The sequence below is a fragment of the Chachezhania sediminis genome (assembly GCF_009765275.1).
In the GTDB taxonomy this organism is placed as follows: Bacteria; Pseudomonadota; Alphaproteobacteria; order Rhodobacterales; family Rhodobacteraceae; genus Chachezhania; species Chachezhania sediminis.
Map to the genome: position 1 here is coordinate 571,487 of NZ_VOPH01000001.1, position 26,067 is coordinate 597,553.

The window sequence follows — 26,067 nt, forward strand, 5'->3', positions numbered from 1 at the left end:
GGCACGCTGCATGCTGCCCGACCTGACGCAAAGCCCGACGGATCCGGACTTTGTCCAGGATCCCTACGCCTTCTATGCGCGCGCCCGCGCGACCGGACCGCTGGTGATGTGGACGGATTACGGCATGCCGGCCGCAACGACCCATGCGGCGGTCCAGGCCCTGCTGCGCGACCGTCGTTTCGGGCGCGAAATCCCGTCGGAACTGGCCAAGGCTCCCCCGCCCCATCTTGCGCCCTTCTACACGGTCGAGGACCATTCCCTGCTGGAGGCCGAGCCGCCCCGCCACACCCGCCTGCGCGGGCTGGTGCTGCGCGCCTTCACCTCTGCCCGGATCGCGGCACTGGCGCCCTGGGTCGAGGATCTGTGCAACGGGCTGGTCGACGACTTCCCCACCGAACCCTACGACATCCTGCAGACCTACTGCACCCAGGTTCCGGTCCTGACCATCGCCCGCCTTCTGGGCGTGCCCGGAGAAATGGCGCCGCAGCTCCTGTCCTGGTCCCACGACATGGTGGCGATGTACCAGTCCTCGCGCGATCGCGGTGTGGAAGACCGTGCCGCCAGGGCCGCGACAGAGTTCAGCACCTATATCGCAGGCTATGCCGACAGCCGCCGCGACGCCCCGGCGGACGATCTGATCACCGATCTTCTGGCCGCCGAGGCCCAGGGCCAGCGCCTGTCGACCCAGGAGCTGGTGACGACCTGCATCCTGCTTCTGAACGCCGGACACGAGGCAACGGTCCACGCCCTGGGCAACGGCATCCGCGCGCTGATCGCGACCGGCACGGGTTCTGTCTGCACCACATCGGAAGGCGCCGAAACGGCAGTGGAGGAAATCCTCCGCCACGATCCGCCGCTGCATGTCTTTACCCGCTACGCCTATGAAGATACCGAGCTTCTCGGGCACAGGTTCCACCGCGGAGACCAGGTGGCGCTGTTGCTGGGATCTGCCGGTCGTGACGACACGATCTGGGATGCACCCAACCGGTTTGACCCGACCCGCCCCGCGAAACCCCACGCGGCCTTCGGCGCGGGCCTGCACTTCTGCCTGGGCGCTCCATTGGCCAGGCTGGAAATACGCACGGCCCTGCGGGTGCTGTTCACCCGTTGCCCGCAGATCCACATGCCGGAACCGGCGATGTTCGCGAACACCTACCACTTCCATGGACTGACCGGGCTTCGGGTCGCGCTCTGAGCCCGGGTCCATGATCGGGTCTAGGGTCGAGATTGGGGGCTCTGCCCCCGCCCGCCCTTCGGGCGGACTCCCCCGAGGGTATTTGAAGACCGAAGAAGCGGGGGCGTGTTTCTTCTCTTGCCAAATACTCGCCAGGCCGCGCCGCTGCGGACCATTTCGGTATCCGGGCGGCGCGCGGGCCCTCCCGTGGCATCTGAAATGCGCGGCAGCGCGCCTTGTTGCGACGACTGCGGCAGGGTTCAGTCGGTGTCGAGGGGGAGTGCCGTGGTGGACTTGATTTCCTCCATCGACAGGAGGGCGGTCACGTTGTGGATGCGGACCTCCTTGATCAGCGACTGATAGAAGGCGTCGTAGGCGCGCGCGTTCTTCACCCGGACCTTCAGGATATAGTCGATGTCCCCAGCCAGGCGGTGGGCCTCCTGCACTTCGGGGCGGGCGCGGACCGTGGCCAGGAACTTGTCCAGCCATTCCTGCGCGTGTTCCGACGTACGGATCAGGACGAAGAAGCAGGCCTCGTAGCCCAGCGCCTCGGCGTCCAGCACCACCGTCTGCGGTCCGACCACGCCCGCCTCGCGCAGCTTGCGGATCCGGTTCCAGACCGGGGTCTTGGACGACCCCACCCGGCTTGCGATTTCATCCAGCGACTGGCCCGCATCGCGCTGCAGTTCCGAAAGGATTTTCCGGTCCAGCTCGTCTATTCGCACGGTCATCCCGTTCCCCCTGATTTCTCGAAACCTGCGTTCCGCCGCAGTGCCGCATAGGAACATACGTCCTTATTTGCGCCGCCATATGGCGCGATACCGGAACAATTTCCTATATTCGACATCAGGTCAATGAGACAGACCCCATTGGGCCCGCCGGGTCGCCATCAACAGGAGCATGCGACGTGCAGCATTTCCCGATCTTTCTCACCACGGCCGGCCAGCGGGTCGTCGTCTCGGGCGGCGGGGCGGCGGCACTGGCGAAGCTGCGGCTTCTGATGAAGACCGAGGCCCGGCTGGACGTCTTCGCGACCGATCCCGCGGCCGAGATCCGGCGCTGGGATGCCGAAGACCGCCTGTCTCTGGTCGAACGCGACCTGATCGCCGGCGATGTGAATGGTGCGCTGCTGGTCTATGCCGCCGACGAGGACGAGGTCGCCGACGCCCGGACCGCGGATCTGGCCCGTGCGGCCGGCATCCTGTGCAATGTCGTCGACAACCTCGATGCAAGTGCCTTCATCACGCCGGCCATCGTCGACCGCGACCCCGTGACCATCGCCATCGGCACCGAAGGGGCGGCCCCCGTGCTGGCGCGGCGGATCAAGGCGGACCTGGAAGCGCGGCTTCCGGCCTCGCTGGGTGTGCTGGCCCGTATCGGCAAGGCGTTCCGCGCCACGGCCGAGGCCCTGCCCGCCGGCCGCCTGCGCCGCGGCTTCTGGGACCGCTTCTATGCCGAAACCGGGCCGCGCGCCTATGACCGCGACGGCATCGACGGCGTCCAGCCGGCGCTGCAGGACCTGTTCGCAGAATATTCCCACGATGGCGGGACGACTGCGCCGCGCAAGGGGCATGTGGCCTTCGTCGGCGCGGGTCCCGGCGATCCAGAGCTTCTGACGCTGAAGGCCCGCAAGGCGCTGGACAGCGCAGATGTGGTGATCCACGACCGCCTGGTGACGGCCGAGATCCTGGAACTGGCGCGGCGCGAGGCCACGATCATCGACGTGGGCAAGGAAGGTTTCGGTCCGTCCACCCCGCAGGCCGATATCGACATGCTGATCGCCGCCCATGCCAGGGCTGGCGCCCATGTCGTCCGCCTGAAATCCGGCGATTCCACCGTCTTCGGCCGCCTTGACGAGGAAATCGAAGCCTGCGAGGCCGCCGGTGTCGCCTGGACCATCGTGCCGGGGATCACCTCGGCCTCGGCCGCCGTGGCGTCCATCGGGCAAAGCCTGACCCGGCGCGGGCGGAACGGGTCGGTCACCTTCCTGACCGGGCACGACATCAGGGGCTTTGCCGAACAGGACTGGACGCGGCTGGCCGCCCCCGGTTCGGTCGCCGCGATCTACATGGGCAAGGCCGCCGCACGGTTCCTGCAGGGCCGGCTGATGATGCATGGCGCAGGTCCCCAGACCCCGGTGACTGTGGTCGAAAACGCCTCGCGCCCGGAAGAGAAGATCCTGGGCACCACGCTCGCCGCACTGCCCCAGACCATCGGCGATGCGGCCCTGGACGGCCCCGCCCTGATCCTTCTTGGCCTGGCGCCCCGTCGCGCCGCCGCAATGCTGACCGATCTTGAAAAGGAATTCGCCTGATGTCCCGCGTTTCGCGCCCCTTCACGCCCAAGGTCGTCACCGCCAACGACCTTCTGGAAGGCGATGTCATTTACCTGACCGAAGACGATACCTGGACCCGGCGCCTGGCCTCGGCCGAGGTGATCGAGGACGAGGCCCATGCCCAGCTGCGCCTGCTGCATGCGGAACGCCAGCCGGCCGTGGCCGTGGGCCCCTACCTGGCCGACGTGTCGATGGGCCCGAACGGCCCCGAGCCCACCCATTTCCGCGAGGATTTCCGCCGCACCGGTCCGTCCAACTACCATCACGGCAAGCAGGAGGTATCGACCCATGTATAAGTATTCCGAATTCGACGATGCCTTCCTGGCCCAGCGCAACGCCCAGTTCCGTGCGCAGGTCGAACGCCGCATCGCCGGCAACCTGACCGAGGACGAATTCAAGCCGCTCCGTCTGATGAACGGCCTGTACCTGCAACTCCATGCCTACATGCTGCGGGTCGCGATTCCCTATGGAACGCTGAATTCGGTCCAGATGCGCCAGCTGGCGCTGCTGGCCCAGAAGTGGGACAAGGGCTATGGCCATTTCACCACGCGGCAGAACATCCAGTACAACTGGCCGAAACTGCGCGACGTGCCGGATATGCTGGACTCGCTGGCAGAGGTCGGGATGCACGCCATCCAGACGTCCGGCAACACGATCCGGAACGTGACCGCCGACCATTTCGCCGGTGCGGCCGCGGACGAATACCTGGATCCGCGCCCCTACGCCGAACTGGTGCGCCAGTGGTCGACCGATCACCCGGAATACCAGTTCCTGGGCCGCAAGTTCAAAGTGGCCGTATCGGGGTCCACCCATGACCGCGCCGTGATCCGCGCCCATGACATCGGCCTGCAAGTCGTGGAAAAGGACGGCCGGACCGGGTTCACCGTCCTCGTGGGCGGCGGTCTGGGCCGAACACCGATGATCGGCAAGGTGATCCGCGAGTTCCTGCCCGAACACGACCTGCTGCCCTATCTGGAAGCGGTCCTGTCGGTCTACAACACCTTTGGCCGTCGCGATAACAAGTACAAGGCGCGCATCAAGATCCTGGTTCACGAGACCGGCATCGACGAGATCCGCGCCCGGGTCGAGGAACGCTTTGTCGAGACCCGCGCCGAATTCTCGGACGCCGCGATGGACGTGCTGGCCGAGATCCGCGAACATTTCGCCGCGCCCGCCTTCTCGCGCCGGTCGCTGGCCCCGTTCGAATCCGCCTATACCAACGATCCAGTCTTCCGGTCGTGGGTCGACACGAACATCGCCGAGCACAAGGCGGACGGGCATGCCATCGTCACCATCTCGCTGAAGGCGCCGGGGGCAACCCCGGGCGACGCCACGGCGGCGCAGATGCGTCTGATGGCAGACCTGGCCGAAGCCTATTCCCATGACGAGCTGCGGATCAGCCACGAGCAGAACGTGATCCTGCCCCATGTCCACAAGGCCGACCTGCCCGCGATCCATGCGGCGCTGAAGGACGGCGGGCTGGCCACTGCCAATATCGGCCTGATTTCCGACATCATCGCCTGCCCGGGGATGGACTACTGCGCGCTGGCGACGGCCCGGTCGATCCCGATCGCCCAGGAAATCGCGACCCGCTTCGACGAACTGAAGCTGGAACACGACATCGGCGAGCTGAAGATCAAGATTTCCGGCTGCATCAATGCCTGCGGTCACCACCACGTGGCCCATATCGGCATCCTGGGCCTGGACCGCGCAGGCGTGGAGAACTACCAGATCACGCTGGGCGGCGAGGCGGACGAGAACGCGGCCATCGGTACCCGCACGGGCCCCGGTTTTTCCGCGGACGAGATCGTGCCGGCCATCGAACGGATCGTGGACGCCTATCTGACGCTCCGGAAAGGCCCCGCCGAGACGTTCCTGCAAACCTACAAGCGGCTGGGCATGGACCCGTTCAAGGCCGCGCTTTACGAAGAGGCAAAAGCCGATGCGGCCTGAACCCCTGTTCGATGCCGACAAGGCGGCGGGCGGTTCGGAAGACCCCGAACTCGTCGCCCGTGTCGCTGCATTGAACGACCGGTACCGGCATCACAGCGCCACCTCTGTCATGCAGGGCGCGCTGCGCGAAGCCGGCAATATCGCCCTGGTTTCGTCCTTCGGGGCGGAATCGGTGGTGTTGCTGCACATGGCGGCGGTCCACAACCGCAAGGTTCCGGTGCTGTTCATCGACACCCAGATGCTGTTCGCGGAAACCCTGCAGTACCAGCGCGACGTGGCCGAGCGGCTGCATCTGGAAAACGTCCACGTGATCCGCGCGGACGAACAGGAGCTGGCCTTCGAGGATCCGGACAACACGCTGCACCAGTTCAGCACCGATGCCTGCTGCGCCCTGCGCAAGACCCGGCCGCTGGACAACGCGCTGTCGCGCTACGATGGCTGGATCACGGGCCGCAAGCGGTTCCAGTCGGGGACGCGCGCGGCGCTGGATTTCTTCGAGGTCGAAAGCGGCACCGGACGGATCAAGGTGAACCCGCTGGCGCACTGGGCGCCGGACGACGTGAAGTCCTACATGGAAGAAAACCGCCTGCCCCGGCATCCGCTGGTCGCCAGGGGCTATCCTTCCATCGGCTGCGCGCCCTGCACCACCCCGGTGGCCCCGGGCGAAGATCCCCGCGCCGGACGCTGGCGCGGGTCGGACAAGGACGAATGCGGCATCCATTTCGTCAACGGCAAGATGGTACGGATAGGAGCACGCTCATGAGCGTTATCGTGACCGATGCGGGCTTCGGCCCCGACGACTGGACCCACGGCTATGAACCCGCTGCCGAAGGCCCGGCGCGTGCCATCGACGTGGCGTCCGACACCGATCCCGACACGGTCCCCCTGGGCCAGGAGATCGAGATGATCCGCGTGGCCTTCCCGGCCTTTTCCGATGGCCGCGGCTTCACCATCGCGCGCCAACTGCGCCGCCGCGGTTTTGCCGGGCGCCTGCGGGCCGCAGGCCACATCCTGTCGGACCAGTACGCCATGGCGCGCCGGTCCGGCTTCGACGAGGTCGAGATCGACGAGGCCCTGGCCCAACGCCAGCCCGAGGCGGAATGGCAGTTCCGCGCCGACTGGCAGGACCACGATTACCGCGCCCGCCTGCGCTGAGCGCGGCGCGCCCTTGCAAACGGGGCCCCGAACGTGCGTGACGCAGTGTCGCGACAGTTCATGGCAGTCCCCCGATCCCGAACAACGTATAACCGGAGGTGCCGGCATGCGGCCGGCATGACATGCTTTGACCGAACTTCGCCCAGTGGATACGACCGTGACTGACGCCGCTCCGATCAAGAACGATGCCTCCTCCTCGAAGGTGGCGACCAAGGCCCTGCCCGACGCCCAGACCGTGACAGCCGTGAAACACTGGACCGACCGGCTGTTTTCCTTCCGCGTGACGCGCCCGGCCAGCCTGCGCTTCCGGTCCGGCGAATTCGTCATGATCGGTCTGATGGGCGATCCCGATCCCGCGACCGGCAGGCAGAAGCCGCTGCTGCGCGCCTATTCCATCGCCTCGCCCTCGTGGGACGAGGAGCTGGAGTTCTATTCGATCAAGGTGCAAGACGGCCCGCTGACCTCGAAGCTGCAGCACATCCGGGTGGGCGACGAGATCATCCTGCGCCCGAAGCCCGTGGGTACGCTGGTCCATGACGCGCTGCTGCCCGGCAAGCGGCTGTGGTTCTTCGCCACCGGCACCGGCTTCGCACCCTTCGCCAGCCTTCTGCGCGAGCCGCAGACCTACGAGGACTATGATGAGATCGTCATTACCCATACCTGCCGCGAAGTGGGCGAGCTGACCTATGGTGCCGAGCTGATCGAGGGGCTGAAAACCGACGAACTGCTGGCAGAGGTGATCGGCGAGGGTTTCTGGAAGAAGATCCGCTATTATCCGACCACGACCCGGGAAGAGAGCCCGAAGATGGGCCGCATCACCAACCTGATGCGCTCGGGCGAGGTATTTGCCGATCTGGGGATCGACCCGATCAACCCGGCGACCGACCGCGCCATGGTCTGCGGCAACCTGGCCTTCAACCTGGAGATCAAGGAACTTCTCGAAGGCTATGGTCTGGAGGAAGGCGCGAATTCCGATCCCAAGCAATACGTGGTCGAAAAAGCCTTCGTCGACTGATCCCGGCCTGGCCGAAGCCGCTTTCAAAGCGGCTTCCGCGCGATGCCCTGCGGGGGAAAGGCGGGCACGAAACGGCTTCGCGGCCCGCAGCCATCAAAAGCCCCGCGAAGATCGGGCATGACGGCAAGGTCAGGCTCAAAGCCGCCTTCGTCATGCGGCGTCTTCGCGGCGCGCGCTGCGGAACCCGGGATCCCCGAACCGCGCCCTTTCCTTGCCTGCGGTCCTGTGTCTTGTACCGCGCCCGCACCGGGCATAGGTTGACGCCGTTCGGCCAAGGGAAGGATACGCGCACCATGGACCGTTTCGACCAAGCCCCCGAAACCGCACTTGCCTGGCACCGCGACGGCACCGGCGCCGCCCTTGCCACCGTGATCGAGACCTGGGGCTCTGCCCCCCGCCGCGCCGGCGCGCAACTCGCCGTGAGCGGCGACGGGCGCATCGAAGGTTCCGTCTCCGGCGGCTGCGTCGAAGGCGCCGTGATCTACGAAGCGGCCGATGCCATCGCCGACGGCAGGCACAGGGTTCTGGAATTCGGCGTGTCCGACGACGACGCCTTCGCCGTGGGTCTGGCCTGCGGCGGCACCATTCGAATCCTTGTCGAACCTGTCGGCGGCTCTCTGCCCCATGACACCCTTGCCGCCCTGGTCGATGCCCGCACGAAACGCGAGGCGCTGGCCTATGCCGTCGATCTGGAGACAGGCGCAGGCCAGCTGGTCCGCGAGGGGGAAGAAGTCGCCACCCGCCTCCGCATGGACCGCTCCGGCGTGGCCGAGGACGGGCGCACCTTCTATGCGATCCACAACCCGCCCCTGCGCCTGGTGCTGGTCGGCGCTGTCCATATCGCGCAGGCCCTTGTGCCGATGGCCCGGATCGCGGGCTATGATCCCGTCCTGATCGACCCGCGCCCCGCCTTCGGTTCCGACGCCCGCTTCCCCGGAGAGACAATCCTGGACGACTGGCCGGACGAGGCGGTGACGCAGCTGGGCCTGGACGCCCGGACCGCGCTGGTCCTTCTGACCCACGACCCAAAGATCGACGACCCCGCGCTGGAAACCGCCCTGCGCGCCGCCCCCGGTGAAGGTCCGTTCTACATCGGCGCCCTCGGCTCCACCCGGACCCATGCCAAGCGCGTCGCCCGCCTGACTGCCAATGGGTTCACCGAGGCAGAGCTGTCGCGAATCCACGCGCCCGTTGGCCTGGATATCGGTGCGGCGGGACCGGCGGAAATCGCGGTGTCGATCCTGGCCCAGATGACGGCCGTCCTGCGCGGCAAGGCGGAATGAAGTTCGGTCCCCGCCCGGTGGCCGAGGCCGCGGGCACGATCCTGGCCCATTCCATCAGCCTGCCCGACGGGCGCCTGCGCAAGGGCGCGTCGCTGGGGACCGCCGAGATCGCCCGCCTTCAGGCGGCCGGCCTGACAGAGATCATCGTGGCCGCCCCCGATACGGGCGACATCGATGAAAACGAAGCCGCCGACCGGCTGGCCCGTGCATTGGTCCCCGATCCGGCCGCCGTGGGCCTCAGGCGGACCGATGCCTTCACCGGCCGCGTGAACCTGATCGCGGAAAGCCCCGGCGTGGTGGTCGTCGATGCCGACGCCATCGACCGCTTCAATGCCGTGAACCCTATGATCACGGTGGCCACCCTGGCCCCGTTCCAGCAGGTCGCCCCCGGCAACATGGTCGCGACCGTAAAGATCATCGCCTATGCCGTGCCCGACGCGGATGTCGATGCCGCCATCGCCACGGCCACCAATGCGATCCGCGTGGCGCCGCCCGCCCATGCCAGCGCCGGGCTGGTCGTCACCTCCATCCCCGGGGGTCCGGACGACGCCAAGGGCATCCGCGTGATCGGCGAACGTCTGACCGCCCTTGGCCTGACACTGGACGGTGTGGAAACGGTGCCCCACCGCACGCCCGACCTGGCCGCAGCGCTGGGGCGCGCGCCCGGCGACATGGTGCTGATCCTGACCGGATCGGCCACGTCGGATCCGAACGACGTGGCCCCGTCGGCGGTGCGCGCGGCGGGCGGCATGGTGACGCGGTTCGGCATGCCCGTCGACCCCGGCAACCTGCTGTTCCTGGGCGATCTGGGCCCCCGCCCTGTGATCGGCCTGCCGGGCTGTGCGCGATCACCCGCCCTGAACGGGGCCGATTGGGTCCTGTCCCGGGTGGCCTGCGGGATCGCGGTATCGGCCGCGGATATTGCCGGAATGGGGGTCGGCGGCCTTCTGAAGGAAATCCCCACGCGGTCGCAACCCCGCGCCGGGCGCAAGCGCTGACATCCGTCAGGGGCCCCCTTGCATCCGGCCGCTGCGGCATCCCCGCGACGCGAAGTTTTCGGTTCTCATTCCCGGGCCTGCGTGATTTAACTTCGGTCGAGTTAGGTACACCGACCAAGACGGCAGGGAGAGTCTGATGGCGACTGTCACGATGACCGTGAACGGCAAGTCCGTTTCCGGCGATGTCGAGGGGCGCACGCTGCTGGTGCAGTTCCTGCGCGAGAATCTGAAACTGACCGGCACCCATGTGGGCTGCGATACCAGCCAGTGCGGCGCCTGCGTGGTGCATGTCGATGGCGCGGCCGTGAAGGCCTGCACCATGCTGGCAGTCGAGGCCGATGGCACAACCGTCGCCACGATCGAAGGCCAACAGGCCGAAGACGGCACGCTGAGCACGGTCCAGAAGGCATTCCAGGACTATCACGGGCTGCAATGCGGGTTCTGCACCCCGGGCATGGTGATGTCGGCCACGGCGCTTTTGAAGGAAAACCCCAAGCCCACAGAGGCCGAGATCCGGCACTACCTCGAAGGCAACATCTGCCGTTGCACGGGCTATCACAACATCGTCAAGGCGATCCTCGCGGCCTCGGGCCAGGAGGTTCCGGCCATCGCCGCCGAATAAACCTCCGCTGGCGGACGTGCTGATGCGTCCGCCGCCCACCGGTGCCTGCACCGCCAGCCAGGAGAGTGAGAGATGTACAACTTCGATTTCCAGCGCGCCGCAAGTGTGGCCGACGCCGTCGCCGCCCTGCAGGACGAGGACGCCCAGGCCCTGGGCGGCGGGCAAACCCTGATCCCGACGCTGAAGGCCCGCCTGGCCCAGCCGACGACCCTGGTGTCCCTGACCGGGATCCCGGAAATGCTGGGCGTGACCGTCACGGACGGCGCCGTCACCATCGGCGGGGCCACCACCCATGCCAAGGTCGCCGCGGAAACCGCCACCACCTATCCCGCCCTGTCGGCGCTGGCCGGCGGGATCGGCGATCCGGCAGTCCGCAACCGCGGCACCATCGGCGGATCGCTGGCCAACAACGACCCGGCCGCCTGTTATCCCGCTGCCGCGCTGGGATCCGGCGCGACCATCGTCACCGACAAGCGCGAGATCGCGGCCGACGATTACTTCCAGGGCATGTTCGCCACCGCGCTGGACGAAGGCGAGATCGTCACCGCCGTCCGGTTCCCGGTGCCGGAAAAGGCGACCTACCAGAAGTTCATCCAACCGGCGTCGCGTTTCGCGCTGGTGGGGGTGTTCCTGGCAAAATATGCAGACGGCTTCCGCGTGGCGGTCACCGGAGCATCCGAAGACGGCGTGTTCCGCTGGACAGAGGCCGAGGAAGCGCTGGCCAAGGATTTCCGCGCCGATGCGCTGATGGATCTGCACATCCTGCCCGACAACATGATCGGCGACATCCATGGCACCAAGGCCTATCGTGCCCATCTGGTGCGGGTGATGACCCAGCGCGCGGTCGAGGCGCTGCTCTGACAGGATCGGCGCCAGTTGGCCGACCGCCACTGGCGCCTTGATCTGAATCAAGGACACCCCGATCATGTATGCGACGTTCAGCATACAACCTTGGGGGAATCCATGACCGACTCGAAGTCCAACCCAGCAGCCGACGCCGCCGAGACCTTCCGCAAGATGCAGTCCATCGGGCTGAAATCAATGGGACAGATGGGCAGCGCCTTCGGTGCCGACTGGTTCGAACAGCTCAGCAGCTACAATGCCGAGGTAATGGGCTTCATCGCCGAGCGCGTGAAGACCGACATGGCCTTTCAGCAAGCGGTGCTGCAATGCCGCGACCCGGCCGAATTCCATACCCTGCAGGCCGAATTCATCCAGACCGCCATCGAACAGTACACCGCCGAAACCGGCAAGCTGGTCGAAATCGGCACCAAGATGATGACGCCGGTGCTGAAAACGAGCGAAAAGGCGGCCGAATAAGGTCGCCGGGATCCTGCTGACCCCGCAGCTCTGACACAGGCCGGCCCCCGGGGCCGGCCCTTTTTCTGCGACCCGGCGGCGGCCGGCGTCGGATGCTTCGCTCTGCCGTCCGGGCCCGGCCGTCTCCTGCTGGCCGATTGTGTTGAAAAACTCCTTCGATCCGCGTCGGCAGGCGCTGGACCAGAATTTTGTTCTGCCGGAGGTCGAATTTGCCTCCCGAACGGGGCACTATCCTCGCTGGCGAAAAAAAGCGTTCTGAAAATTCAGGCCGTTTTGAGCACGACCGAGTTTTTCAACACAATCGGCCCTTGCCAGACATCGGGATCTCTTGCCCCGGGGCGGGTGCCTACTGACCCTTGATCTCGATCGTGAAGGACCGGCGCGCGCCGGCTGGCGGAACCGGGAAAGGTGCGGCCCGCCGAATCTGCTGCACCGCGAACCGGTCGAGTTCGGCCGAGCCGCTGGAGCGTGCGATGCTGATACCTTCCAGTGCGCCATTCGTGGCGATACGGAACGACACCCTCGCGCCGCCGCGAATCGATACCCTGCCCCGCTTGGCCCGGGCAATCGCGCGGTAGACCTTGCCGGGATAGTTCGAGGCCGCGGCGTTGCCTGTCGAATTGGCCGCGGATTGCGCGGTGGCCCCTGCCCCTGCGGATGCCTGCCTGGTCCCCTGCGTCGTCCCCTTGTTCGCCGTCCGCGTCTGGTTGTTGCCCCGCGGCGCGGCCTTGGGCTGGGACTTCGGTTCCTCCTTGCGGACGACCTCCGGCTCTGGCGGCACCTGTGGGCGGACAGGCGGCGTGACCTTGGCCACGTCGGCCAGGTTTTCCGGCAGCGGTTCGGGCTCGGGCTCGGGCTCGACGACCTCTTCCGGTTCCACGGCCTCGGCGACTTCGGGTTCCACCTTCACCGGCTCCACCTTCTCGGGTGCCACGGCCTCCGGGGCCTCCGGCACCGGCTGCGCGGTCTTTACCGGGACAACCGGATCCGGCTGTTCCGCCGGAACGGCGGATTGCAGCGCCAGGACAGGGCGCTCTGCCTTCTCGGTCGGGGCCTGTTCCAGGACCTCGGCCCTGCCTTCGGCCATCGCGATCTCGGCCTCGGGCTCTTCGGCCATGGGCACGGGATCGGTTGCAACCTGCCGGGTCGGCTCTGCCGTCTCGGTCTCTTCGATCTCGACCGGTTCGGCCTCCTGCGCCACCACCTTCTCGGTCCGCTCCACCTCGGGCTTCTGGGTACGCTCCGGGTGGACGGGTTCGACCTTTTCCGCCATCTTCTCGGGCTTTTCGCGGGGTTGGGGTTCCGGCTCCACAGCCTTCTGGACGTCGGCTTCCTCGGGCGTGTGAGTGCCCACGGCCAGGTCGGCGAAGGCGCTGCCCAGGGCCGCGGTGGCGACGGTGCCGCCTTCCATCTCGACCGGTTCGGGGCCGGTGCCCAGGCTCAGACCGCCAAGGTGCATGGCCACGGCCGTGGCGACCGCGGCCCCTGCGATGGGTACGGATCGCGGGATCATTGCAGTTCCCTTTCAGAAACGATCAGGACACGGCCGGCCCCGGCCACCTGCAACGCCCGGCCCGTGGCGACCAGCCTTGCCGCTGGCAGGGCGCGGTCGGGCACAATGCGGACATTGGCGCGCTGCGCCTCGTCCAGGCCGGCCATGTAGGCGGCGGCATCGACCACCGCGTCGCCGCGATAGAACATGGCGCCGTCGGCACGGATCACCAGCGCATCGGGCGGCGGCGCGTTTTCCAGATCCGCCGTATCGACAAGCTTCACGTCCTTGTCCAGCGGCGGCGCCATCGTGCCGGCGATCATGAAGAAGACGAGCATCAGGAACACCACGTTGATCAGCGCGATGGTCGGCTCCCCTCCCGACCGGGTGCGGGGCATGATCCTCATGGGCCTACCCCAGCACCGTGATCGACAGGCCCGGCAGCCCCGCCAGGGCGTTCAGCACCGACAGCACGTCGACCAGCCGTTGGGAAGTGACGTCCTTCCCGGCCGAGATCAGGAGACGCGTGGGCTTTTCGGCCGCGGTCACCTTCACGTTGCCGGCCAGCGCCCCCAGCTCGGTCGGCTGGCCGTTCACCAGCAGCCGGTCCTCGGACAGCGACAGGAAGACCGTCGCCACTTCGGCCGCCGACCCCGGCGCCGCATTGCCGCCGGCGGCCGACAGCTCCAGCTCCGAATAGCGCGAGAAGGTCGAGGTCAGCATGAAGAACAGCAGAAGCAGGAAGATGACGTCGATCAACGACGTCATCGACACCCGCCCCCGCCGCCTGCGTGTGTCAGACAGCATGGCGCATCCCCGGCCGGGCCGCCGCCACGACATTGGTTTCGGCCGAGGCCGGCGCAAAGACCGTGCGCAGCAGCCTGTTGGCCAGCACCCGGTCGCGCCGCAGCCGCGCATCGAGCCAGGTCAGCAGAAGCGAGGTCGGCATCGCCACGGCCAGCCCCGCCGCGGTGGTCAATAGCGCCACCCAGATGCCACCGGCCAGCATCGACGGATCGACCGAATTGCCCGCACCCTGCAGCGTGCGGAAAGCGTCGATCATGCCCAGGACGGTGCCGAACAGACCCATCAGCGGCGCCAGCTGCGCGATGATGTCCAGAAGGCCAAGCCCCGATTCCAGCTTGCCGAACCGCGCTTCGGCCTCGGCATCGGCGCGGTCGGCGGCAAGATCGCCCGACGCGGCCTGGTCGAGTGCGCGAAGCACCACCGGCCCCAGATACCCGCGCGAGGCTTCGGCCAGCGTATAGGCCCGCACGCGGTCGCCCGCGTCCCAGGCCTCGACCGCGGCGGTCACATGGGTGTGCCGGCCCACGCCCGCGGCCCGGAACTGCCACAGCTTGTAGATCACGACGGCCGCCGTCACGATCGAGACGACGAACAGCACCAGGACGACGGGACCGCCCAGGTCGTACAGCCCGACCACGGCGTCGGTTACAAAGGTCACAGGATTCATCCGATCAGCTCCGTTCCGGCGACGCGGCTGTTCAGGTCCAGCCCGTCGGTGCAGGCACCGGCGTCGACGCCGTCGCCCGTGCAGGTTTCCGCCCCGTTGATCAGGATGCGGGAAATGTCGCCGCAGCCTTTCCCCGGAAAGGCAAATTGGCGCACGCGGGGTCGGCCCGCGGGCAGCGTTTCGAAATCCAGCAGCGTCAGCTGGCTGACCGCACCGGACGCATCGAACAGCACCACTTCGTAGACCGCACTGTCGATGTCGGCCGACATCCCGTTCTGCGCCAGGAAGCTGAGCAGGCAGGATCGCTCGCGGTCCTGCGCGGCAGAGAGTTCCAGGGTGATGCCGCGGCCCTCCTGCGCGGCACCGGCGGTGGGCAGGGTCGTGGCCGCAGCGCCCAGGGCCGCAATCATCGCCGCCAGCCGGTGGCGCAGGGTCTTCGGTCGGATCTGTGTCATTTCGTGCGGTCCCTCTATTGGCTCGGCGCTTTGCTTGCGGTGTTTCAGAACAGCTTCGAGACGGTCAGTTTGACCGTACGGCCCGGGGACATCCGGGTCGACAATGCCGTCTGGTAGGCCTTGTCGAAGATGTTCTCGACCCCCAGCCGCACTTCGGTGCCTTCCAGAAGGCCGTCCTGCGGCTTGTAGGTGACACGGAAGTTGTTCACCCCGAAGCCCGGAGTATGGACATCGTTGCGGTCGTCGACGGACCCGTTGGCCACCATTTCCCAGCTGACGTCCCAGGTCTTGTCGAAACGCTTGCCGACGGTCACCTGCGCGGAATGGGGCGGCTCTCCGCGCCAGGGCGTTTCGGTGCCCCGCGCGTCGGTCTCGGTGCCGTTGGCGATATTCGCGTTCACGTCGGTATAGAAACCCGACCCGTGGGCATAGGAGGCCTCGATCTCCACCCCTTCGGTCGCGACCTTGTCGAGGGAATAGCGCGTCGAACTGGTATAGGTGGTCACGTCCCACAACAGGGACTTGTAGGCATTGACCTTGAAGCGCAGCGCGTCGCCGTCGGAAAACAGGTCCATCCGGCTGAAGGAAAAGCCCGCCTCCCATGTCCGCGATCTCTCGGGCATGGTGGCATAGACCTCGTTGTTCAGGTCGTCGATGGGGGGCATGGACTCGGTATAGGCGGCGCTGGCGAAGATCGCGAAGCCGTTGTCGAAGGCATAGCGGGCCGAAATCCCGCCCATGGGCGCCGTGTTGGTATAGCTGCCGTCATAGGGCAGCGTTTCGCCATCAGCGACATAGGACGTGCCCTTCAGGTCCTGATGTTCCCAGCGGAACGCCGGCGTCAGGGTGAAGTTGCCCATCCGGATTTCGTCCACCGCGAAGATCGCCACGCGCTTGTCGGTGCCGCCCGGCGCGGAATAGGCGTCGTCGCGCTGGCGCTGGCTGATGTCGATCCCTGCCCGCAATTCGTGCGAGATGCCCCCGGTGGTGAAATAGGACGTGTTCTTGGCCACCAGCCGCGTGGTGCGATAGCGCTGGTCGGCGTTCAGCAGGTCCGTGATCCAGTAGGGATCGCCCGGATACGATCCTTCGACATAGGACGAATCGATGGTCTGTTCCGAATAGGTCAGGTTGACGTCGACATTGACCAGATCGTTGCCGAACGCGCCGTACTGATAGCGCAGGCCGGTCATCTTGGTGTGGACGTCCCGGTCGACGTTGCCGAAATCCTCGACCGAGAAGCTGTCATAGGGCACGTCGCGTTCGGCCGAGGTGCTGTCGTTGTAGACGAAGGTCAGACTTTGGTCGCGGTTCTGGCCGAAGGTGTACTTTCCCTTCAGCACATAGGACGGCAGGGTAAAGGCGCTGTCGGCAATCCTGTCGCCCATCCCGTCGGTCTGGTCGCCCTGGCGGCGATAGGTATAGTTGAACAGGAATTCCAGGTTCTCGGTCGGTTGCCACGCCACGATCGAGGACGACACGAACCCCGGCCCGTTCGACGACGCCTGAAGCGTCTGGTTCAAGCGCCACCCGATCTCTCCGCCCGTGAAATCGGACGCGTCCTTGGTATCCATCAGCACCACGCCGCCGATGACGCCGGACCCGTATTCGAAGCTGCCGACGGTCCCGCGCAGAACCGTGACCTGCTTGTAAAGCGCGGGATCGGTGAACAGCTGGTTGCCGACGCGATAGATCTCCTCTGCCTGGGTATTGGCGCCGTCGATCTGCACCAGGACCTTATTGTCGGTGCCAAAGACCGAGTTCGCGCCATAGCCCCGGATGTTGATCCCCGACCCCTGCGGCGTGCTGCCGTTCACAAGCGTGACGCCCGGTACCGTGTCGATCAGTTCCGCCACTGTATTGGCCTGGCGGTCCTCGATCTCTTCTTCGTCGATGGTGGTCAGGGGCACGGCGGTGTCGGTCTGGATCTCGCGTTTCGATTCGCCCAGTTGCAGCGTGCCAAGGAACACCGCCGACGGGTCGCCCGGTACCAGACCGTCATCCGACAGGTCCTGCGCAAGGGCTTCCTCCGACAGGTCCTGCGCGAAGGCGGCGGGGGCAAAGACGCCGGGTGCGGCCGCGACCAGGGCCAGGACGGAAAGTCCCCAGTGTCGGAAATGTCGGCTGCGCGCGATGGCCATGGATGCTGTCCCTTCATCAGAAGAAGGACCGGAGGGGCTGGCATCGTGCTGGCGCGGTCGTCATTGGGTGTCGTTTCAAGTCGCTGCATCGGATGAATGCGCAACGACTGTCTTGTGCTGGCTACTAAAGCCGATTAAAACAGTCAACTATAAAGCGGCTTGGCATATATCCCAAGGAACGGTGCCCCGGCCGCCCAATACGCCAGCGCATGTCCTGGCGGCCCCGAAGGCCGCATCAGAACACCCGAGCCAGCATTTCCCCCGTTACCGCGACAGCCGAGGCTCAGATGACAGCAACCTCTTCGCCGGACCGCCGGTCCCCTTCCGATATCCGCACCGCCAAGGCCGAAAACGGATCGCTGCGCGATCGCGACCTGGCCGCCAAGCTGGGGCTTAGCGAAGCTCAGCTTCTGGCCGTCGAAACGGGGCTGGGCGTGACCCGCATCGATGCGCATCCCGACCGTCTTATCCCCGCCCTGGCCGGTCTGGGCACGGTGATGGCGCTGACCCGCAACGACAGCTGCGTCATCGAAAAGGATGGCGTTTATGAAAACTACCATTCCGGCGAACATGCCGCGATGGTGCTGACCGAAGAGATCGACCTGCGCCTGTTCCCGAACCACTGGGTCACTGCCATGGCGGTCGAGCGCGAAACCGAAACCGGCGTGCGCCGGTCGATCCAGGTCTTCGACGCCGCGGGCGAGGCCGTTCACAAGGTCCACCTGCGCGAGGCTTCGAACCATGCGCACTGGGACACACTGGTTAAGGCGCTCGCCACGGGCGATCTGTCCCAGATGCTGGAGGTCCAGCCCGCCAAGGCGCCGGAGCCCGCGCTTGAAGTGCCCGAAAGGGCAGACCAGCTGCGTGCCGAATGGGCCGAAATGACGGATACCCACCAGTTCCTGAAGCTGACCCGCAAGCTGAAGATGAACCGCTTGGGCGCCTACCGCGTGGCCGGGGCGCCGCATGCCCGCCTGCTGTCCCCGTCCTGCGTCACGCCGATGCTGGAAAAGGTGCGCGATGCCGGGACCGAGATCATGGTCTTCGTCGGCAATGCCGGCTGTATCGAGATCCACGGCGGTCCGATCCACACGCTGAAGGAAATGGGCCCCTGGCAGAATGTGCTGGACCCGGGTTTCAACCTTCACCTGCGGCAGGATCACATCGCCGAGGTCTGGGCGGTCGACAAGCCGACGCGGCGCGGCCCCGCCATCTCGGTCGAGGCCTTCGACGACCGTGGCGCGCTGATCTTCCAGATCTTCGGCCGCCGGACGGAAGCCCACGACCATCGCCCGGAATGGAACGGCATCGTGGCCGACCTTCCCGAAGCCCCGGTTGCCGCCACCCAAGGAGAGACGGTCTGATGCGCAGGCTGCCCCTGATCGGCCGGATCCAGGTCGCCATGTCGCTGGCGCTGGTTCTGCTGCTGGCGGCCCAGAGCGCGCGGGCCGAAGGGCCCCAGCGCGTCATCTCGGCCGGCAGCGCCATTACGGAAATCGTCTTCGCCCTGGGCGAGGAACACCGCCTGGTCGGGCGCGACAGCACCTCGACCTATCCTGCGGCAGCGAACGCGATCGAAAGCGTGGGCTATCTCCGCGCGCTGTCGCCCGAAGGCGTGCTGTCGCTGGGCCCGGACCTGATTATCGCCACCGATGGGGCGGGTCCGCCCCAGACGCTGGACGTGCTGAAGGCCGCGGGCGTCGACTATGTCGAACTGGACGGGCCGCTGACGCCGGATGGCGTCGCCGACGCCATCCGCACCGTCGGCAAGGCCCTGGGCGTGGAAGACAAGGCCGAGGCGCTAGCCACGCAGACCGAGGCAGAGATGAAGGCGGCCATCGCCGCCGCCGCCCCGCCAGAGGGGAAGGAGCGGAAAAAGGTGCTGTTCATCATCTCGGCCCAGGGCGGCAACCTGATGGCCGCAGGCGACGACACCGAGGCCGAGGCCGTCATCCGCATGGCCGGCGGCCGGAACGCGGTGGCGGGTTTCACGGGCTACAAGCCCCTGTCGCCCGAAGCGGTGCAGATGGCCAACCCGGACGTGATCCTGATGATGGACCGCGGCGGCGATCACGCCGTCTCGAACGAGGCGCTGTTCGCGCTGCCGCAACTGGCGACCTCTCCGGCCGCGACCAATGATGCGGTGGTGCGGATGTCGGGCATCCTGCTGCTGGGCTTCGGCCCCCGCACGCCGCAGGCCATTGCCCAGCTGTCCCGGGCCCTGGCGCAGGATCCCCCCCGGTGACTGCTGTGACCTCTGACCTGGCGGTGCCGCGCGACCGGCGCGCCGGCGCCTGGCGGCTGACAGGCTGGCTGGCGCTGGCGCTGCTGGCCGTGGGCCTGGCCAGCCTGACCTGGGGCGCCTCGGACGCGTCGCCCTGGGTGGCGCTGGCAAAGCTGTGGCAGGGCGAGGCGCTGACGGCCGTGGAAAAGGTCGTCCTCCTGAACATCCGCCTGCCGCGCCTGGCGATGAGCGCGCTGGTCGGTGCGGGGCTGGCCATGTCCGGCGCGATCCTGCAGGGCCTGTTCCGAAACCCGCTGGCCGATCCCGGCATCGTGGGCGTCACCTCAGGCGGAACGCTGGGCGCCATCGGTGCCATCGTGCTGGGCGGCCTGCTGCCCCTGGCCTTGCGGGAAACCGTGGGCACGTCGCTGGTATCCGTCGCGGCCTTTGTCGGCGCCTGGTTCACGACGATCCTGCTGTATCGCGTGGCCACGCGGGACGGGCAGACCTCGGTTCCGACGATGCTTCTGGCCGGGATTGCACTGGCCGCGCTGGCCATGGCCATGGCCGGCATCCTTGTCTACATGGCCGACGACGCGCAGCTGCGCGACCTGACATTCTGGTCGATGGGGTCTATGGCCGGGGCCACCTGGGCCAAGGTCGCCACATCGCTGCCAATCCTGGCGCTGGCGCTGCTGGCCAGCCCCCTGATCTCCCATGGCCTGAACGGCATCGCCCTTGGCGAGGCCGCGGCGATGCACATGGGGGTCGAGGTCCAGAAGACCAAGACGCTGGCCGTCCTGTGGGTCGCGGGCGCGACCGGGGTGGCCGTGGCCGTCGCCGGGGCCATCGGTTTCGTGGGGATCGTCGTGCCGCATCTTCTGCGCCTGGCCTCGGGCCCCGATCACACGCCGCTTCTGCCGAATGCCGCCCTTCTGGGCGCAATCCTGATGATCAGCGCCGACATGATCGCCCGGACCATCGTGGCGCCGGCCGAACTGCCCATCGGCATCGTTACCGCCGTTCTGGGCGCGCCCGTGTTCCTGTGGATCCTTCTTCGACGTCGCGGACTGGTGGGCATGGAATGATCGAGGCACAGGGCATCACCGTCCGCCTGGGCGGGCGCGAAACGCTGCACGGCATCGACTTTGCCGCGCAGCCCGGACAGATCACCGCCATCGTTGGCCCTAACGGATCGGGCAAGACCACCTTCCTGCGGGCGCTCACGGGCGAGTTGAAGCACCGTGGCACCGTGTGGCTGAACGGCCGGGCAACCGCCGACATCCCCGTGGCCGAACTGGCGGGCCTGCGGGCCGTGCTGCCGCAATCGGTGCGCATGGCCTTCCCCTTCACCGTGTCCGAGGTCGTCCGCATGGGCCTGCGCGCGGGCCTGTCGGCCGGCCGCGACAGCCTGATCCTGCCGGCACTCGACCGCGTCGGCGCCACATATCTGGCCGACCGCCCCTACACCGATCTGTCGGGGGGCGAACAGCAGCGCGTGCAGCTGGCCCGCGTCCTGGCCCAGATCTGGGAGCCTGTGGTGGACGATATCCCCCGCTGGCTGTTCCTGGACGAACCCGTATCCAGCCTGGATCCCGGGCACCAGTTCCTGGTGATCCGGACCGTGCGCGACTTCGCGGCGCGGGGCGGCGGGGTGATCGCGGTGATGCACGACCTGAACCTGACGGCGATGATGGCCGACCGGATCACCGTGCTGAAGGATGGCCGCGTCGCCGCCAATGGCACGGCGCAGGAGGTCATGACCGAACCGGTCCTGTCCCGGGTCTATGATTGCCCGCTTCGGCCCGGCCGGATGCCGGCGCAGGCCATGCCGTTCCTGCTGCCGCAGGCCAGCCCGCTGGAGATCTGAGCCCGCGCCCAACCGCGAAAGAAAAAAGGCACGACAGGCGGTCCCTGTCGTGCCTTTTCGCATTCAGTCGGATCCGATGGATCAGGACGCTTCGGCCGATGTCGGTTCCTGCTCGGCGTCGGCAGGGCGCGGCTTGGCGCCCGGCTTGGCCGGCAGCGGGCCGATCATCATGACCATCTGGCGGCCTTCCATCTTCGGCATGTTCTCGACCTTGCCGAGTTCCTTGACGTCCTCGGCAACACGCTCCAGCAGGTCGCGGCCCAGATTCTGGTGGGCCATCTCGCGGCCGCGGAAGCGCAGGGTGACCTTCACCTTGTCGCCGTTCTCCAGAAACTTCACCACGTTCCGCATCTTGACCTCGTAGTCATGGGTGTCGGTGTTCGGACGGAACTTGACCTCCTTGACCTCGATGATCTTCTGCTTCTTGCGTGCCTCGCTTTCCCGCTTCTGCTGTTCGTACTTGAACTTGCCGAAGTCCATGATCTTGCACACCGGGGGCGTCGCATTCGGAGAGATCTCGACAAGGTCGAGACCCGCCTCCTCTGCCATCTGCATGGCCTTTGCGGGGTGCACGACGCCGACGTTCTCGCCTTCGGCGCCGATCAGGCGGATCTCGGGCGCACGGATCTTGCCGTTGACGCGGGGGCCGTTGTCGCGCGGCGGGGGCGCGTTATGAGGTCTGCGGGCTATCGCTTTGATCCTTTGGTCGTTAACGAATTTCGAAGCCGAAAAATAGCGGCGAAAGGGCAATATTTCAAGGGGAATTCGCGCTTAACGCGTTCATTCTCCGGGCGCGCGCAGGCGTTCGGTGAGGATAAGCAGGATCAGTGCCGGGATCAGGCCAAGACCCACGGCCACACCAAGTCCCTGGAATCCGAAGACCGACACGACGCCGACCCCCAGGGCCGACCCCACCGCCCCACCGATATAGATCGCACCTGCGTTCAACCCAAGGATGACGCTGGCGATCTGCGGCCCCATCGAGATCAGGCGCACCTGCTGGGCCGGCATCGCCGCCCAGGAACAGGACGACTGCAGGAAGATCAGCGCGGCCAGGATCGCCACGGGAGCCACGGGAAAGGGCATCAGGCTGAAGGGCATAGACAGCAGCGCGACCATCGGGACCATGACCAGAAGCGTGCGGTAATAGCCCAGCCGGTCGGTCATCTGGCCGCCCAGCGCGTTGCCGAAGACGGCGCCCAGCCCCGCCACCAGCAGGACCAGCATGATCCCGTTGCGGCCGAATCCCATCACCGCGTCCAGCATCGGCGCCAGCAGCATGAACATCATGTTCACGGCCCCAAGAAACAGGGTGGTGAACAGAACCGCCATCATCATCCTGCGGTTCGACATCAGCCGCGCCAGGTCGGCCAGCGACACGGGCGCGAAGATGAGACCGGCCGGCACAAGATTCCAGACCAGCACGGCGCCCGCCAGCGACAGCAGGCCCGCGAACCAGAACGCCACCTGCCAGCCGAAGGTATAGGCAACGAAGCTGCCCGCCGGTACACCCAGCACCTGCGCCAGCGTCATGCCCAGAAAGACGCTCGACAAGGCCCGGGCGCGGCGTTCGGGTTCCACCATCGCCGCCGCCACCGCGGCCGCAACGGGCGTCACCAGCCCTGCCCCGGCCGCCGCCAGCGGCCTCCCGGCGAAAAGAAGCAAAGGCGTCTGCGCAAAGGCCGTCAGGATCGAGGCCGCGCCGAACAGCACCAGGCCCAGCGTCAAGACCCGCCGCCGCCCCATCTGCCCTGTGAGAGAAATCAGCACGGGCGATGCGACCGCATAGGTCAGCGAATAGAGCGTCATCATCCAGGCGCCCTGCTTGGGGTCGATGTCGAAGGCCTCGGCCAAGGGGACCATCATGCCCAGAATCATGAAGGCGCCCATGCCGACGACGAAGTTCGCCAGCGAAAGCACGATCAGGATCGGGCGGGGATTCGGCGCCGTTCCGGCCTCGTCCAGGGACAGGCCGGCAGGCGCCATCGCGCCGTTCCCCGTGGCATGGGTCATTTTGCAGTACCTTCAGTTTTCAGGCGATGCCGGCACAGGCTGGCAGGGCCACGCCGGATGGCGGCTGCAGCGCCGGCGGCCGTTCACCTCGTGGCGGCGGCCGAAAGCGGCACGGACCGCGATGCCGACATTATCGCGATCCCGTGGCGATGAAAACAGAAAGGGTCAACCAGCTTGCCATACTTCCGCACATCGCCTGTGCCCAAAGCGGGTGGACATCTGGCGGCAGGGCTATCGGCCGGATCCGGCCTCCCCCCAGACGCCCCAGACGTTCACGGATCGCCCGTACCAGGATCGGCAGACCTTTGCACAAGACCGGGCCGGGCGGGGCAAGGCCTTGCCGACAGCGCGGGAATACGGGCCTGCGCGGCGTCGCAAACAGGCAGATCGCAGCCGGTTCGCGGCCCCGGTGGCAGCCCGCCGCGCAAGACGCACAGAATTGCCGGCGAAAGCGCGTGAATCCCGCTTGAGGTTTTCGCGCGCTGTCATAAATGCTCGCGAAACTGATTTCCACGGATCGAAACCGGACCCGGACCGACACCATGAACAGACGTGCTTTTCTGCGTGGCGGCACCCTTCTTGCAGGGGGCCTTTTCCTGCCCGCTTTCAGTGGTCGGCGCGCCTGGGCCCAAGCAGCCAGCGACCGGCCGCGGCCCTTCAACTTCGACGCCCTGGTCGACCGCGCCCGGGCCATGGCGGACGCCCCCTATGACCCGCCGCTGCAGCCCGACCCGGAGATCGTGCAGCTGATCGACTATCAGCGTCACGGAGAACTTAAGTTCAACACCGATGTCGCACGCTATTCCGGCCAGCCCGACACGGGAGAGGCCAGGGGCTATCCGCTCGAGTTCTTCCACCTTGGCATGTATGCGACCAAGCCGGTGCAGATGTTCGCGGTCGAAGACGGGATGGCATCGGAAATCCATTATGACCCGGCGCTCTTCGACATGCCGCCCGACAACCCTGCGCGGCTTCTTTCGCCGGACGCGGGCTTTGCCGGGTTCCGATTGCAGGAATGGTATACCGAAGACGACTGGAAAACCCAGGACTGGGTCGCCTTCCAAGGGGCAAGCTATTTTCGGGCCATCGGGGCTGCCGGCCAGTACGGCCTGTCGGCCCGCGGCATCGCTATCGACGCCGCCCTGTCCGACCGGCCCGAGGAATTCCCGGATTTCCGCGAGTTCTATATCGAACAGGTCCCGGGATCGGACCCCGACACGCCGGTGATCGTCTGCGCCCTTTTGGACGGGCCCAGCGTGACCGGCGCCTATCGCTTCAGCATCGTGCGCGGACTGGACCGGACAAGCGGCGTGACGATGGAGATCGAGGCGCAGATCTTCCTGCGCAAAGACGTGCAGCGGCTGGGGTTGATGCCCATCACATCGATGTTCTGGTACGGCGAATACGGACGGAACCGGCTGATCGACTGGCGGCCCGAGGTGCACGATTCCGACGGTCTTTCCATGTGGACGGGCACGGGTGAACGGATCTGGCGGCCCCTGAACAATCCCGACGGCACGCGCGTGTCGGCCTATATGGACGACAACCCTCAGGGTTTCGGACTGTCGCAGCGCGACCGCAGCTTTGAAAATTACCTGGACGGCGTCTTCTACGACCGCCGGCCCAGCCTGTGGGTCGAACCGCTGAAGCCGCTGGGCCGCGGCACGATCCAGTTGCTGGAAATCCCCACGGATGACGAGATCCACGACAATATCGGCGCCTTCTGGGTGCCCGAGGCACCGGCGGTAAAGGGCAACGCCTACGACCTGCACTATCGCCTGCACTGGCAGAACGACGAACCCTACCCGGCCACCAACATCGCCCAGACCCGCGCGACGCGGATCGGTCGCGGCGGTCAGCCCGGCCACCCCCGGCCGCCCGGCGTCTATCATTTCGCGGTGGAATTCGACCGGCCCGAGGTGATGCGCAAGATCCCCTATGGCGTCATGCCCGAGGTCGTCGTGACTTCGTCCCATGGCACGATCAGCCGCACCTTCGCGCTGCCCATGCCCAACGGCAATGTCTGGCAGGCCAATTTCGACCTGGCGCTGGATCGCGGGCAACTGGCCGATCTGCGCATGTACCTGGCCATGAACGGCGAACCCCTGACCGAAACCTGGATGTACCAGTTCAAGCCGGACTGGGCCTTCGGCTAAATCTTATCTTCCCATGTCCCCAGCGGCGGGGCGTGGGGATGTCGCCGGCTGCCGGTGCGACGTACCGGCCCGTCGTCGCATCCGAAGTCGCCGTCCTCGTCTTCGTAATCGGCGAATTCGAACTGGTCGCCGGAAAAGCGCAACTTGCGGTTCTGGCACATGTCCGTGACCAGCGCGACGGCCGGGCCCCCACTGGCCCGGTGCGGTGCTGCATTCAGGTTCCCGGCAGGCCCGGTCCGTGCGGCCGGATGGGCATAGGCCCGGGGATAGTGCTTTTCGTCTGTCATCGTCTTGCCCCTTGAACTGCGTTCACTGTCGAACGCGGGCCATAGACGTGCGCCCTGTCTCGCCGGTTCAAACTTTCATGAAAATTCCGACAGGGGCCGG

27 protein-coding genes are annotated in these 26,067 nt (G+C 66.6%); 17 read left to right on the forward strand and 10 right to left on the reverse strand.

Annotated elements, in window-relative coordinates:
• Nucleotides 1-13 precede the first annotated feature (13 nt).
• Nucleotides 14-1,195, forward strand: a complete 1,182-nt coding sequence (locus FQK05_RS02675) for a cytochrome P450 (protein WP_158964786.1) — start codon at nucleotides 14-16, stop codon at nucleotides 1,193-1,195.
• A 239-nt stretch (nucleotides 1,196-1,434) separates the two neighbouring features.
• Here FQK05_RS02675 and FQK05_RS02680 read toward each other — a convergent pair whose 3' ends face one another.
• A complete protein-coding gene (locus FQK05_RS02680; protein WP_158964310.1) occupies nucleotides 1,435-1,905 on the reverse strand; it encodes an Lrp/AsnC family transcriptional regulator in 471 nt (156 codons plus the stop codon).
• 176 nt (nucleotides 1,906-2,081) lie between these two features.
• Between FQK05_RS02680 and cysG the strand changes: the two genes are divergently transcribed.
• The 11 genes from cysG to FQK05_RS02735 all read left to right on the forward strand — a co-directional run bounded on the left by cysG (nucleotide 2,082) and on the right by FQK05_RS02735 (nucleotide 11,855).
• Nucleotides 2,082-3,488 (forward strand): siroheme synthase CysG, encoded by a 1,407-nt coding sequence (gene cysG / locus FQK05_RS02685; RefSeq protein WP_158964312.1) that lies wholly within the window; start codon nucleotides 2,082-2,084, stop codon nucleotides 3,486-3,488.
• Nucleotides 3,488-3,805: a DUF2849 domain-containing protein gene (locus tag FQK05_RS02690; RefSeq protein WP_158964314.1), complete on the forward strand. Its 318-nt coding sequence runs from the start codon at nucleotides 3,488-3,490 to the stop codon at nucleotides 3,803-3,805. The genes cysG and FQK05_RS02690 overlap by 1 nt, the downstream gene beginning before the upstream one ends.
• On the forward strand, nucleotides 3,798-5,462 hold the full coding sequence (locus FQK05_RS02695) for a nitrite/sulfite reductase (RefSeq protein ID WP_158964316.1): 1,665 nt from the start codon (nucleotides 3,798-3,800) through the stop codon (nucleotides 5,460-5,462). Before FQK05_RS02690 ends, FQK05_RS02695 begins: the two co-directional genes overlap by 8 nt.
• Nucleotides 5,452-6,225 carry a phosphoadenylyl-sulfate reductase gene (locus tag FQK05_RS02700; RefSeq protein WP_158964318.1) on the forward strand — a complete coding sequence of 258 codons (774 nt, stop codon included), beginning with the start codon at nucleotides 5,452-5,454 and terminating at the stop codon, nucleotides 6,223-6,225. Before FQK05_RS02695 ends, FQK05_RS02700 begins: the two co-directional genes overlap by 11 nt.
• Entirely contained in the window at nucleotides 6,222-6,617 is a 396-nt protein-coding gene (locus tag FQK05_RS02705) for a DUF934 domain-containing protein (protein WP_158964320.1), read from the forward strand. Before FQK05_RS02700 ends, FQK05_RS02705 begins: the two co-directional genes overlap by 4 nt.
• A gap of 157 nt (nucleotides 6,618-6,774) precedes the next feature.
• Nucleotides 6,775-7,632, forward strand: coding sequence for a ferredoxin--NADP reductase (locus FQK05_RS02710; protein WP_158964322.1), 858 nt, complete (start codon nucleotides 6,775-6,777; stop codon nucleotides 7,630-7,632).
• Between the two features lie 293 nt (nucleotides 7,633-7,925).
• Nucleotides 7,926-8,915 (forward strand): XdhC family protein, encoded by a 990-nt coding sequence (locus FQK05_RS02715; RefSeq protein ID WP_158964324.1) that lies wholly within the window; start codon nucleotides 7,926-7,928, stop codon nucleotides 8,913-8,915.
• Nucleotides 8,912-9,913, forward strand: coding sequence for a molybdopterin-binding protein (locus FQK05_RS02720; protein ID WP_158964326.1), 1,002 nt, complete (start codon nucleotides 8,912-8,914; stop codon nucleotides 9,911-9,913). Before FQK05_RS02715 ends, FQK05_RS02720 begins: the two co-directional genes overlap by 4 nt.
• A gap of 136 nt (nucleotides 9,914-10,049) precedes the next feature.
• Complete coding sequence (locus tag FQK05_RS02725; protein ID WP_158964328.1) at nucleotides 10,050-10,535, forward strand: (2Fe-2S)-binding protein; 486 nt, start codon at nucleotides 10,050-10,052, stop codon at nucleotides 10,533-10,535.
• A gap of 72 nt (nucleotides 10,536-10,607) precedes the next feature.
• Nucleotides 10,608-11,396, forward strand: coding sequence for an FAD binding domain-containing protein (locus FQK05_RS02730; protein WP_158964330.1), 789 nt, complete (start codon nucleotides 10,608-10,610; stop codon nucleotides 11,394-11,396).
• Nucleotides 11,397-11,498: 102 nt separating this feature from the next.
• Nucleotides 11,499-11,855, forward strand: a complete 357-nt coding sequence (locus FQK05_RS02735; RefSeq protein WP_158964332.1) for a phasin family protein — start codon at nucleotides 11,499-11,501, stop codon at nucleotides 11,853-11,855.
• A gap of 346 nt (nucleotides 11,856-12,201) precedes the next feature.
• On the opposite strand, the gene FQK05_RS02740 is transcribed toward FQK05_RS02735, so the two are convergent.
• Genes FQK05_RS02740 through FQK05_RS02765 form a run of 6 tightly spaced genes read right to left on the reverse strand, consistent with a single transcriptional unit; the run spans nucleotide 12,202 to nucleotide 17,417 of the window.
• Complete coding sequence (locus FQK05_RS02740) at nucleotides 12,202-13,368, reverse strand: energy transducer TonB family protein (RefSeq protein ID WP_158964334.1); 1,167 nt, start codon at nucleotides 13,366-13,368, stop codon at nucleotides 12,202-12,204.
• Complete coding sequence (locus tag FQK05_RS02745) at nucleotides 13,365-13,754, reverse strand: ExbD/TolR family protein (RefSeq protein WP_233270332.1); 390 nt, start codon at nucleotides 13,752-13,754, stop codon at nucleotides 13,365-13,367. Before FQK05_RS02745 ends, FQK05_RS02740 begins: the two co-directional genes overlap by 4 nt.
• 4 nt (nucleotides 13,755-13,758) lie before the next feature.
• Nucleotides 13,759-14,154 carry an ExbD/TolR family protein gene (locus tag FQK05_RS02750; protein ID WP_158964336.1) on the reverse strand — a complete coding sequence of 132 codons (396 nt, stop codon included), beginning with the start codon at nucleotides 14,152-14,154 and terminating at the stop codon, nucleotides 13,759-13,761.
• A complete protein-coding gene (locus FQK05_RS02755) occupies nucleotides 14,144-14,821 on the reverse strand; it encodes a MotA/TolQ/ExbB proton channel family protein (RefSeq protein WP_158964338.1) in 678 nt (225 codons plus the stop codon). The genes FQK05_RS02750 and FQK05_RS02755 overlap by 11 nt, the downstream gene beginning before the upstream one ends.
• Complete coding sequence (locus FQK05_RS02760) at nucleotides 14,818-15,276, reverse strand: hypothetical protein (RefSeq protein WP_233270333.1); 459 nt, start codon at nucleotides 15,274-15,276, stop codon at nucleotides 14,818-14,820. The genes FQK05_RS02755 and FQK05_RS02760 overlap by 4 nt, the downstream gene beginning before the upstream one ends.
• Nucleotides 15,277-15,320: 44 nt before the next feature.
• Nucleotides 15,321-17,417, reverse strand: coding sequence for a TonB-dependent receptor plug domain-containing protein (locus FQK05_RS02765; protein ID WP_199252580.1), 2,097 nt, complete (start codon nucleotides 17,415-17,417; stop codon nucleotides 15,321-15,323).
• Between the two features lie 287 nt (nucleotides 17,418-17,704).
• Between FQK05_RS02765 and FQK05_RS02770 the strand changes: the two genes are divergently transcribed.
• The 4 genes from FQK05_RS02770 to FQK05_RS02785 are packed head-to-tail and all read left to right on the forward strand — an operon-like array spanning nucleotide 17,705 to nucleotide 21,511.
• Entirely contained in the window at nucleotides 17,705-18,781 is a 1,077-nt protein-coding gene (locus tag FQK05_RS02770) for a hemin-degrading factor (protein ID WP_158964340.1), read from the forward strand.
• Nucleotides 18,781-19,662, forward strand: coding sequence for a heme/hemin ABC transporter substrate-binding protein (locus FQK05_RS02775; protein WP_158964342.1), 882 nt, complete (start codon nucleotides 18,781-18,783; stop codon nucleotides 19,660-19,662). Before FQK05_RS02770 ends, FQK05_RS02775 begins: the two co-directional genes overlap by 1 nt.
• On the forward strand, nucleotides 19,659-20,729 hold the full coding sequence (locus FQK05_RS02780; RefSeq protein WP_158964344.1) for a FecCD family ABC transporter permease: 1,071 nt from the start codon (nucleotides 19,659-19,661) through the stop codon (nucleotides 20,727-20,729). The genes FQK05_RS02775 and FQK05_RS02780 overlap by 4 nt, the downstream gene beginning before the upstream one ends.
• Nucleotides 20,726-21,511 carry a heme ABC transporter ATP-binding protein gene (locus tag FQK05_RS02785; RefSeq protein ID WP_158964346.1) on the forward strand — a complete coding sequence of 262 codons (786 nt, stop codon included), beginning with the start codon at nucleotides 20,726-20,728 and terminating at the stop codon, nucleotides 21,509-21,511. Before FQK05_RS02780 ends, FQK05_RS02785 begins: the two co-directional genes overlap by 4 nt.
• Before the next feature lie 81 nt (nucleotides 21,512-21,592).
• Here the strand turns inward: FQK05_RS02785 and infC are convergent, their stop codons facing one another.
• A complete protein-coding gene (infC, locus tag FQK05_RS02790; RefSeq protein ID WP_456064404.1) occupies nucleotides 21,593-22,261 on the reverse strand; it encodes a translation initiation factor IF-3 in 669 nt (222 codons plus the stop codon).
• A 30-nt stretch (nucleotides 22,262-22,291) separates the two neighbouring features.
• Nucleotides 22,292-23,524 carry an MFS transporter gene (locus FQK05_RS02795; RefSeq protein ID WP_158964348.1) on the reverse strand — a complete coding sequence of 411 codons (1,233 nt, stop codon included), beginning with the start codon at nucleotides 23,522-23,524 and terminating at the stop codon, nucleotides 22,292-22,294.
• 542 nt (nucleotides 23,525-24,066) lie between these two features.
• On the opposite strand from FQK05_RS02795, the gene FQK05_RS02800 reads away from it, so the two are divergent.
• The gene (locus tag FQK05_RS02800; RefSeq protein ID WP_199252581.1) at nucleotides 24,067-25,680 is read left to right on the forward strand and encodes a glucan biosynthesis protein; all 1,614 of its coding nucleotides are present in this window, start codon (nucleotides 24,067-24,069) and stop codon (nucleotides 25,678-25,680) included.
• Here the strand turns inward: FQK05_RS02800 and FQK05_RS02805 are convergent.
• Nucleotides 25,677-25,967, reverse strand: coding sequence for a hypothetical protein (locus tag FQK05_RS02805; RefSeq protein WP_158964352.1), 291 nt, complete (start codon nucleotides 25,965-25,967; stop codon nucleotides 25,677-25,679). The two genes, FQK05_RS02800 and FQK05_RS02805, sit on opposite strands and share 4 nt — an antisense overlap.
• Nucleotides 25,968-26,067 lie beyond the last annotated feature (100 nt).

Excerpts from the sequence above, each read along its gene's own strand:
- FQK05_RS02680 (WP_158964310.1), bottom strand. The coding sequence starts at position 1,905 with ATGACCGTGCGAATAGACGAGCTGGACCGGAAAATCCTTTCGGAACTG.
- FQK05_RS02690 (WP_158964314.1), top strand. The coding sequence starts at position 3,488 with ATGTCCCGCGTTTCGCGCCCCTTCACGCCCAAGGTCGTCACCGCCAAC.
- FQK05_RS02695 (WP_158964316.1), top strand. The coding sequence starts at position 3,798 with ATGTATAAGTATTCCGAATTCGACGATGCCTTCCTGGCCCAGCGCAAC.
- FQK05_RS02700 (WP_158964318.1), top strand. The coding sequence starts at position 5,452 with ATGCGGCCTGAACCCCTGTTCGATGCCGACAAGGCGGCGGGCGGTTCG.
- FQK05_RS02705 (WP_158964320.1), top strand. The coding sequence starts at position 6,222 with ATGAGCGTTATCGTGACCGATGCGGGCTTCGGCCCCGACGACTGGACC.
- FQK05_RS02715 (WP_158964324.1), top strand. The coding sequence starts at position 7,926 with ATGGACCGTTTCGACCAAGCCCCCGAAACCGCACTTGCCTGGCACCGC.
- FQK05_RS02720 (WP_158964326.1), top strand. The coding sequence starts at position 8,912 with ATGAAGTTCGGTCCCCGCCCGGTGGCCGAGGCCGCGGGCACGATCCTG.
- FQK05_RS02725 (WP_158964328.1), top strand. The coding sequence starts at position 10,050 with ATGGCGACTGTCACGATGACCGTGAACGGCAAGTCCGTTTCCGGCGAT.
- FQK05_RS02730 (WP_158964330.1), top strand. The coding sequence starts at position 10,608 with ATGTACAACTTCGATTTCCAGCGCGCCGCAAGTGTGGCCGACGCCGTC.
- FQK05_RS02735 (WP_158964332.1), top strand. The coding sequence starts at position 11,499 with ATGACCGACTCGAAGTCCAACCCAGCAGCCGACGCCGCCGAGACCTTC.
- FQK05_RS02740 (WP_158964334.1), bottom strand. The coding sequence starts at position 13,368 with ATGATCCCGCGATCCGTACCCATCGCAGGGGCCGCGGTCGCCACGGCC.
- FQK05_RS02745 (WP_233270332.1), bottom strand. The coding sequence starts at position 13,754 with ATGAGGATCATGCCCCGCACCCGGTCGGGAGGGGAGCCGACCATCGCG.
- FQK05_RS02750 (WP_158964336.1), bottom strand. The coding sequence starts at position 14,154 with ATGCTGTCTGACACACGCAGGCGGCGGGGGCGGGTGTCGATGACGTCG.
- FQK05_RS02755 (WP_158964338.1), bottom strand. The coding sequence starts at position 14,821 with ATGAATCCTGTGACCTTTGTAACCGACGCCGTGGTCGGGCTGTACGAC.
- FQK05_RS02760 (WP_233270333.1), bottom strand. The coding sequence starts at position 15,276 with ATGACACAGATCCGACCGAAGACCCTGCGCCACCGGCTGGCGGCGATG.
- FQK05_RS02765 (WP_199252580.1), bottom strand. The coding sequence starts at position 17,417 with ATGGCCATCGCGCGCAGCCGACATTTCCGACACTGGGGACTTTCCGTC.
- FQK05_RS02770 (WP_158964340.1), top strand. The coding sequence starts at position 17,705 with ATGACAGCAACCTCTTCGCCGGACCGCCGGTCCCCTTCCGATATCCGC.
- FQK05_RS02775 (WP_158964342.1), top strand. The coding sequence starts at position 18,781 with ATGCGCAGGCTGCCCCTGATCGGCCGGATCCAGGTCGCCATGTCGCTG.
- FQK05_RS02785 (WP_158964346.1), top strand. The coding sequence starts at position 20,726 with ATGATCGAGGCACAGGGCATCACCGTCCGCCTGGGCGGGCGCGAAACG.
- FQK05_RS02795 (WP_158964348.1), bottom strand. The coding sequence starts at position 23,524 with ATGACCCATGCCACGGGGAACGGCGCGATGGCGCCTGCCGGCCTGTCC.
- FQK05_RS02800 (WP_199252581.1), top strand. The coding sequence starts at position 24,067 with ATGAACAGACGTGCTTTTCTGCGTGGCGGCACCCTTCTTGCAGGGGGC.
- FQK05_RS02805 (WP_158964352.1), bottom strand. The coding sequence starts at position 25,967 with ATGACAGACGAAAAGCACTATCCCCGGGCCTATGCCCATCCGGCCGCA.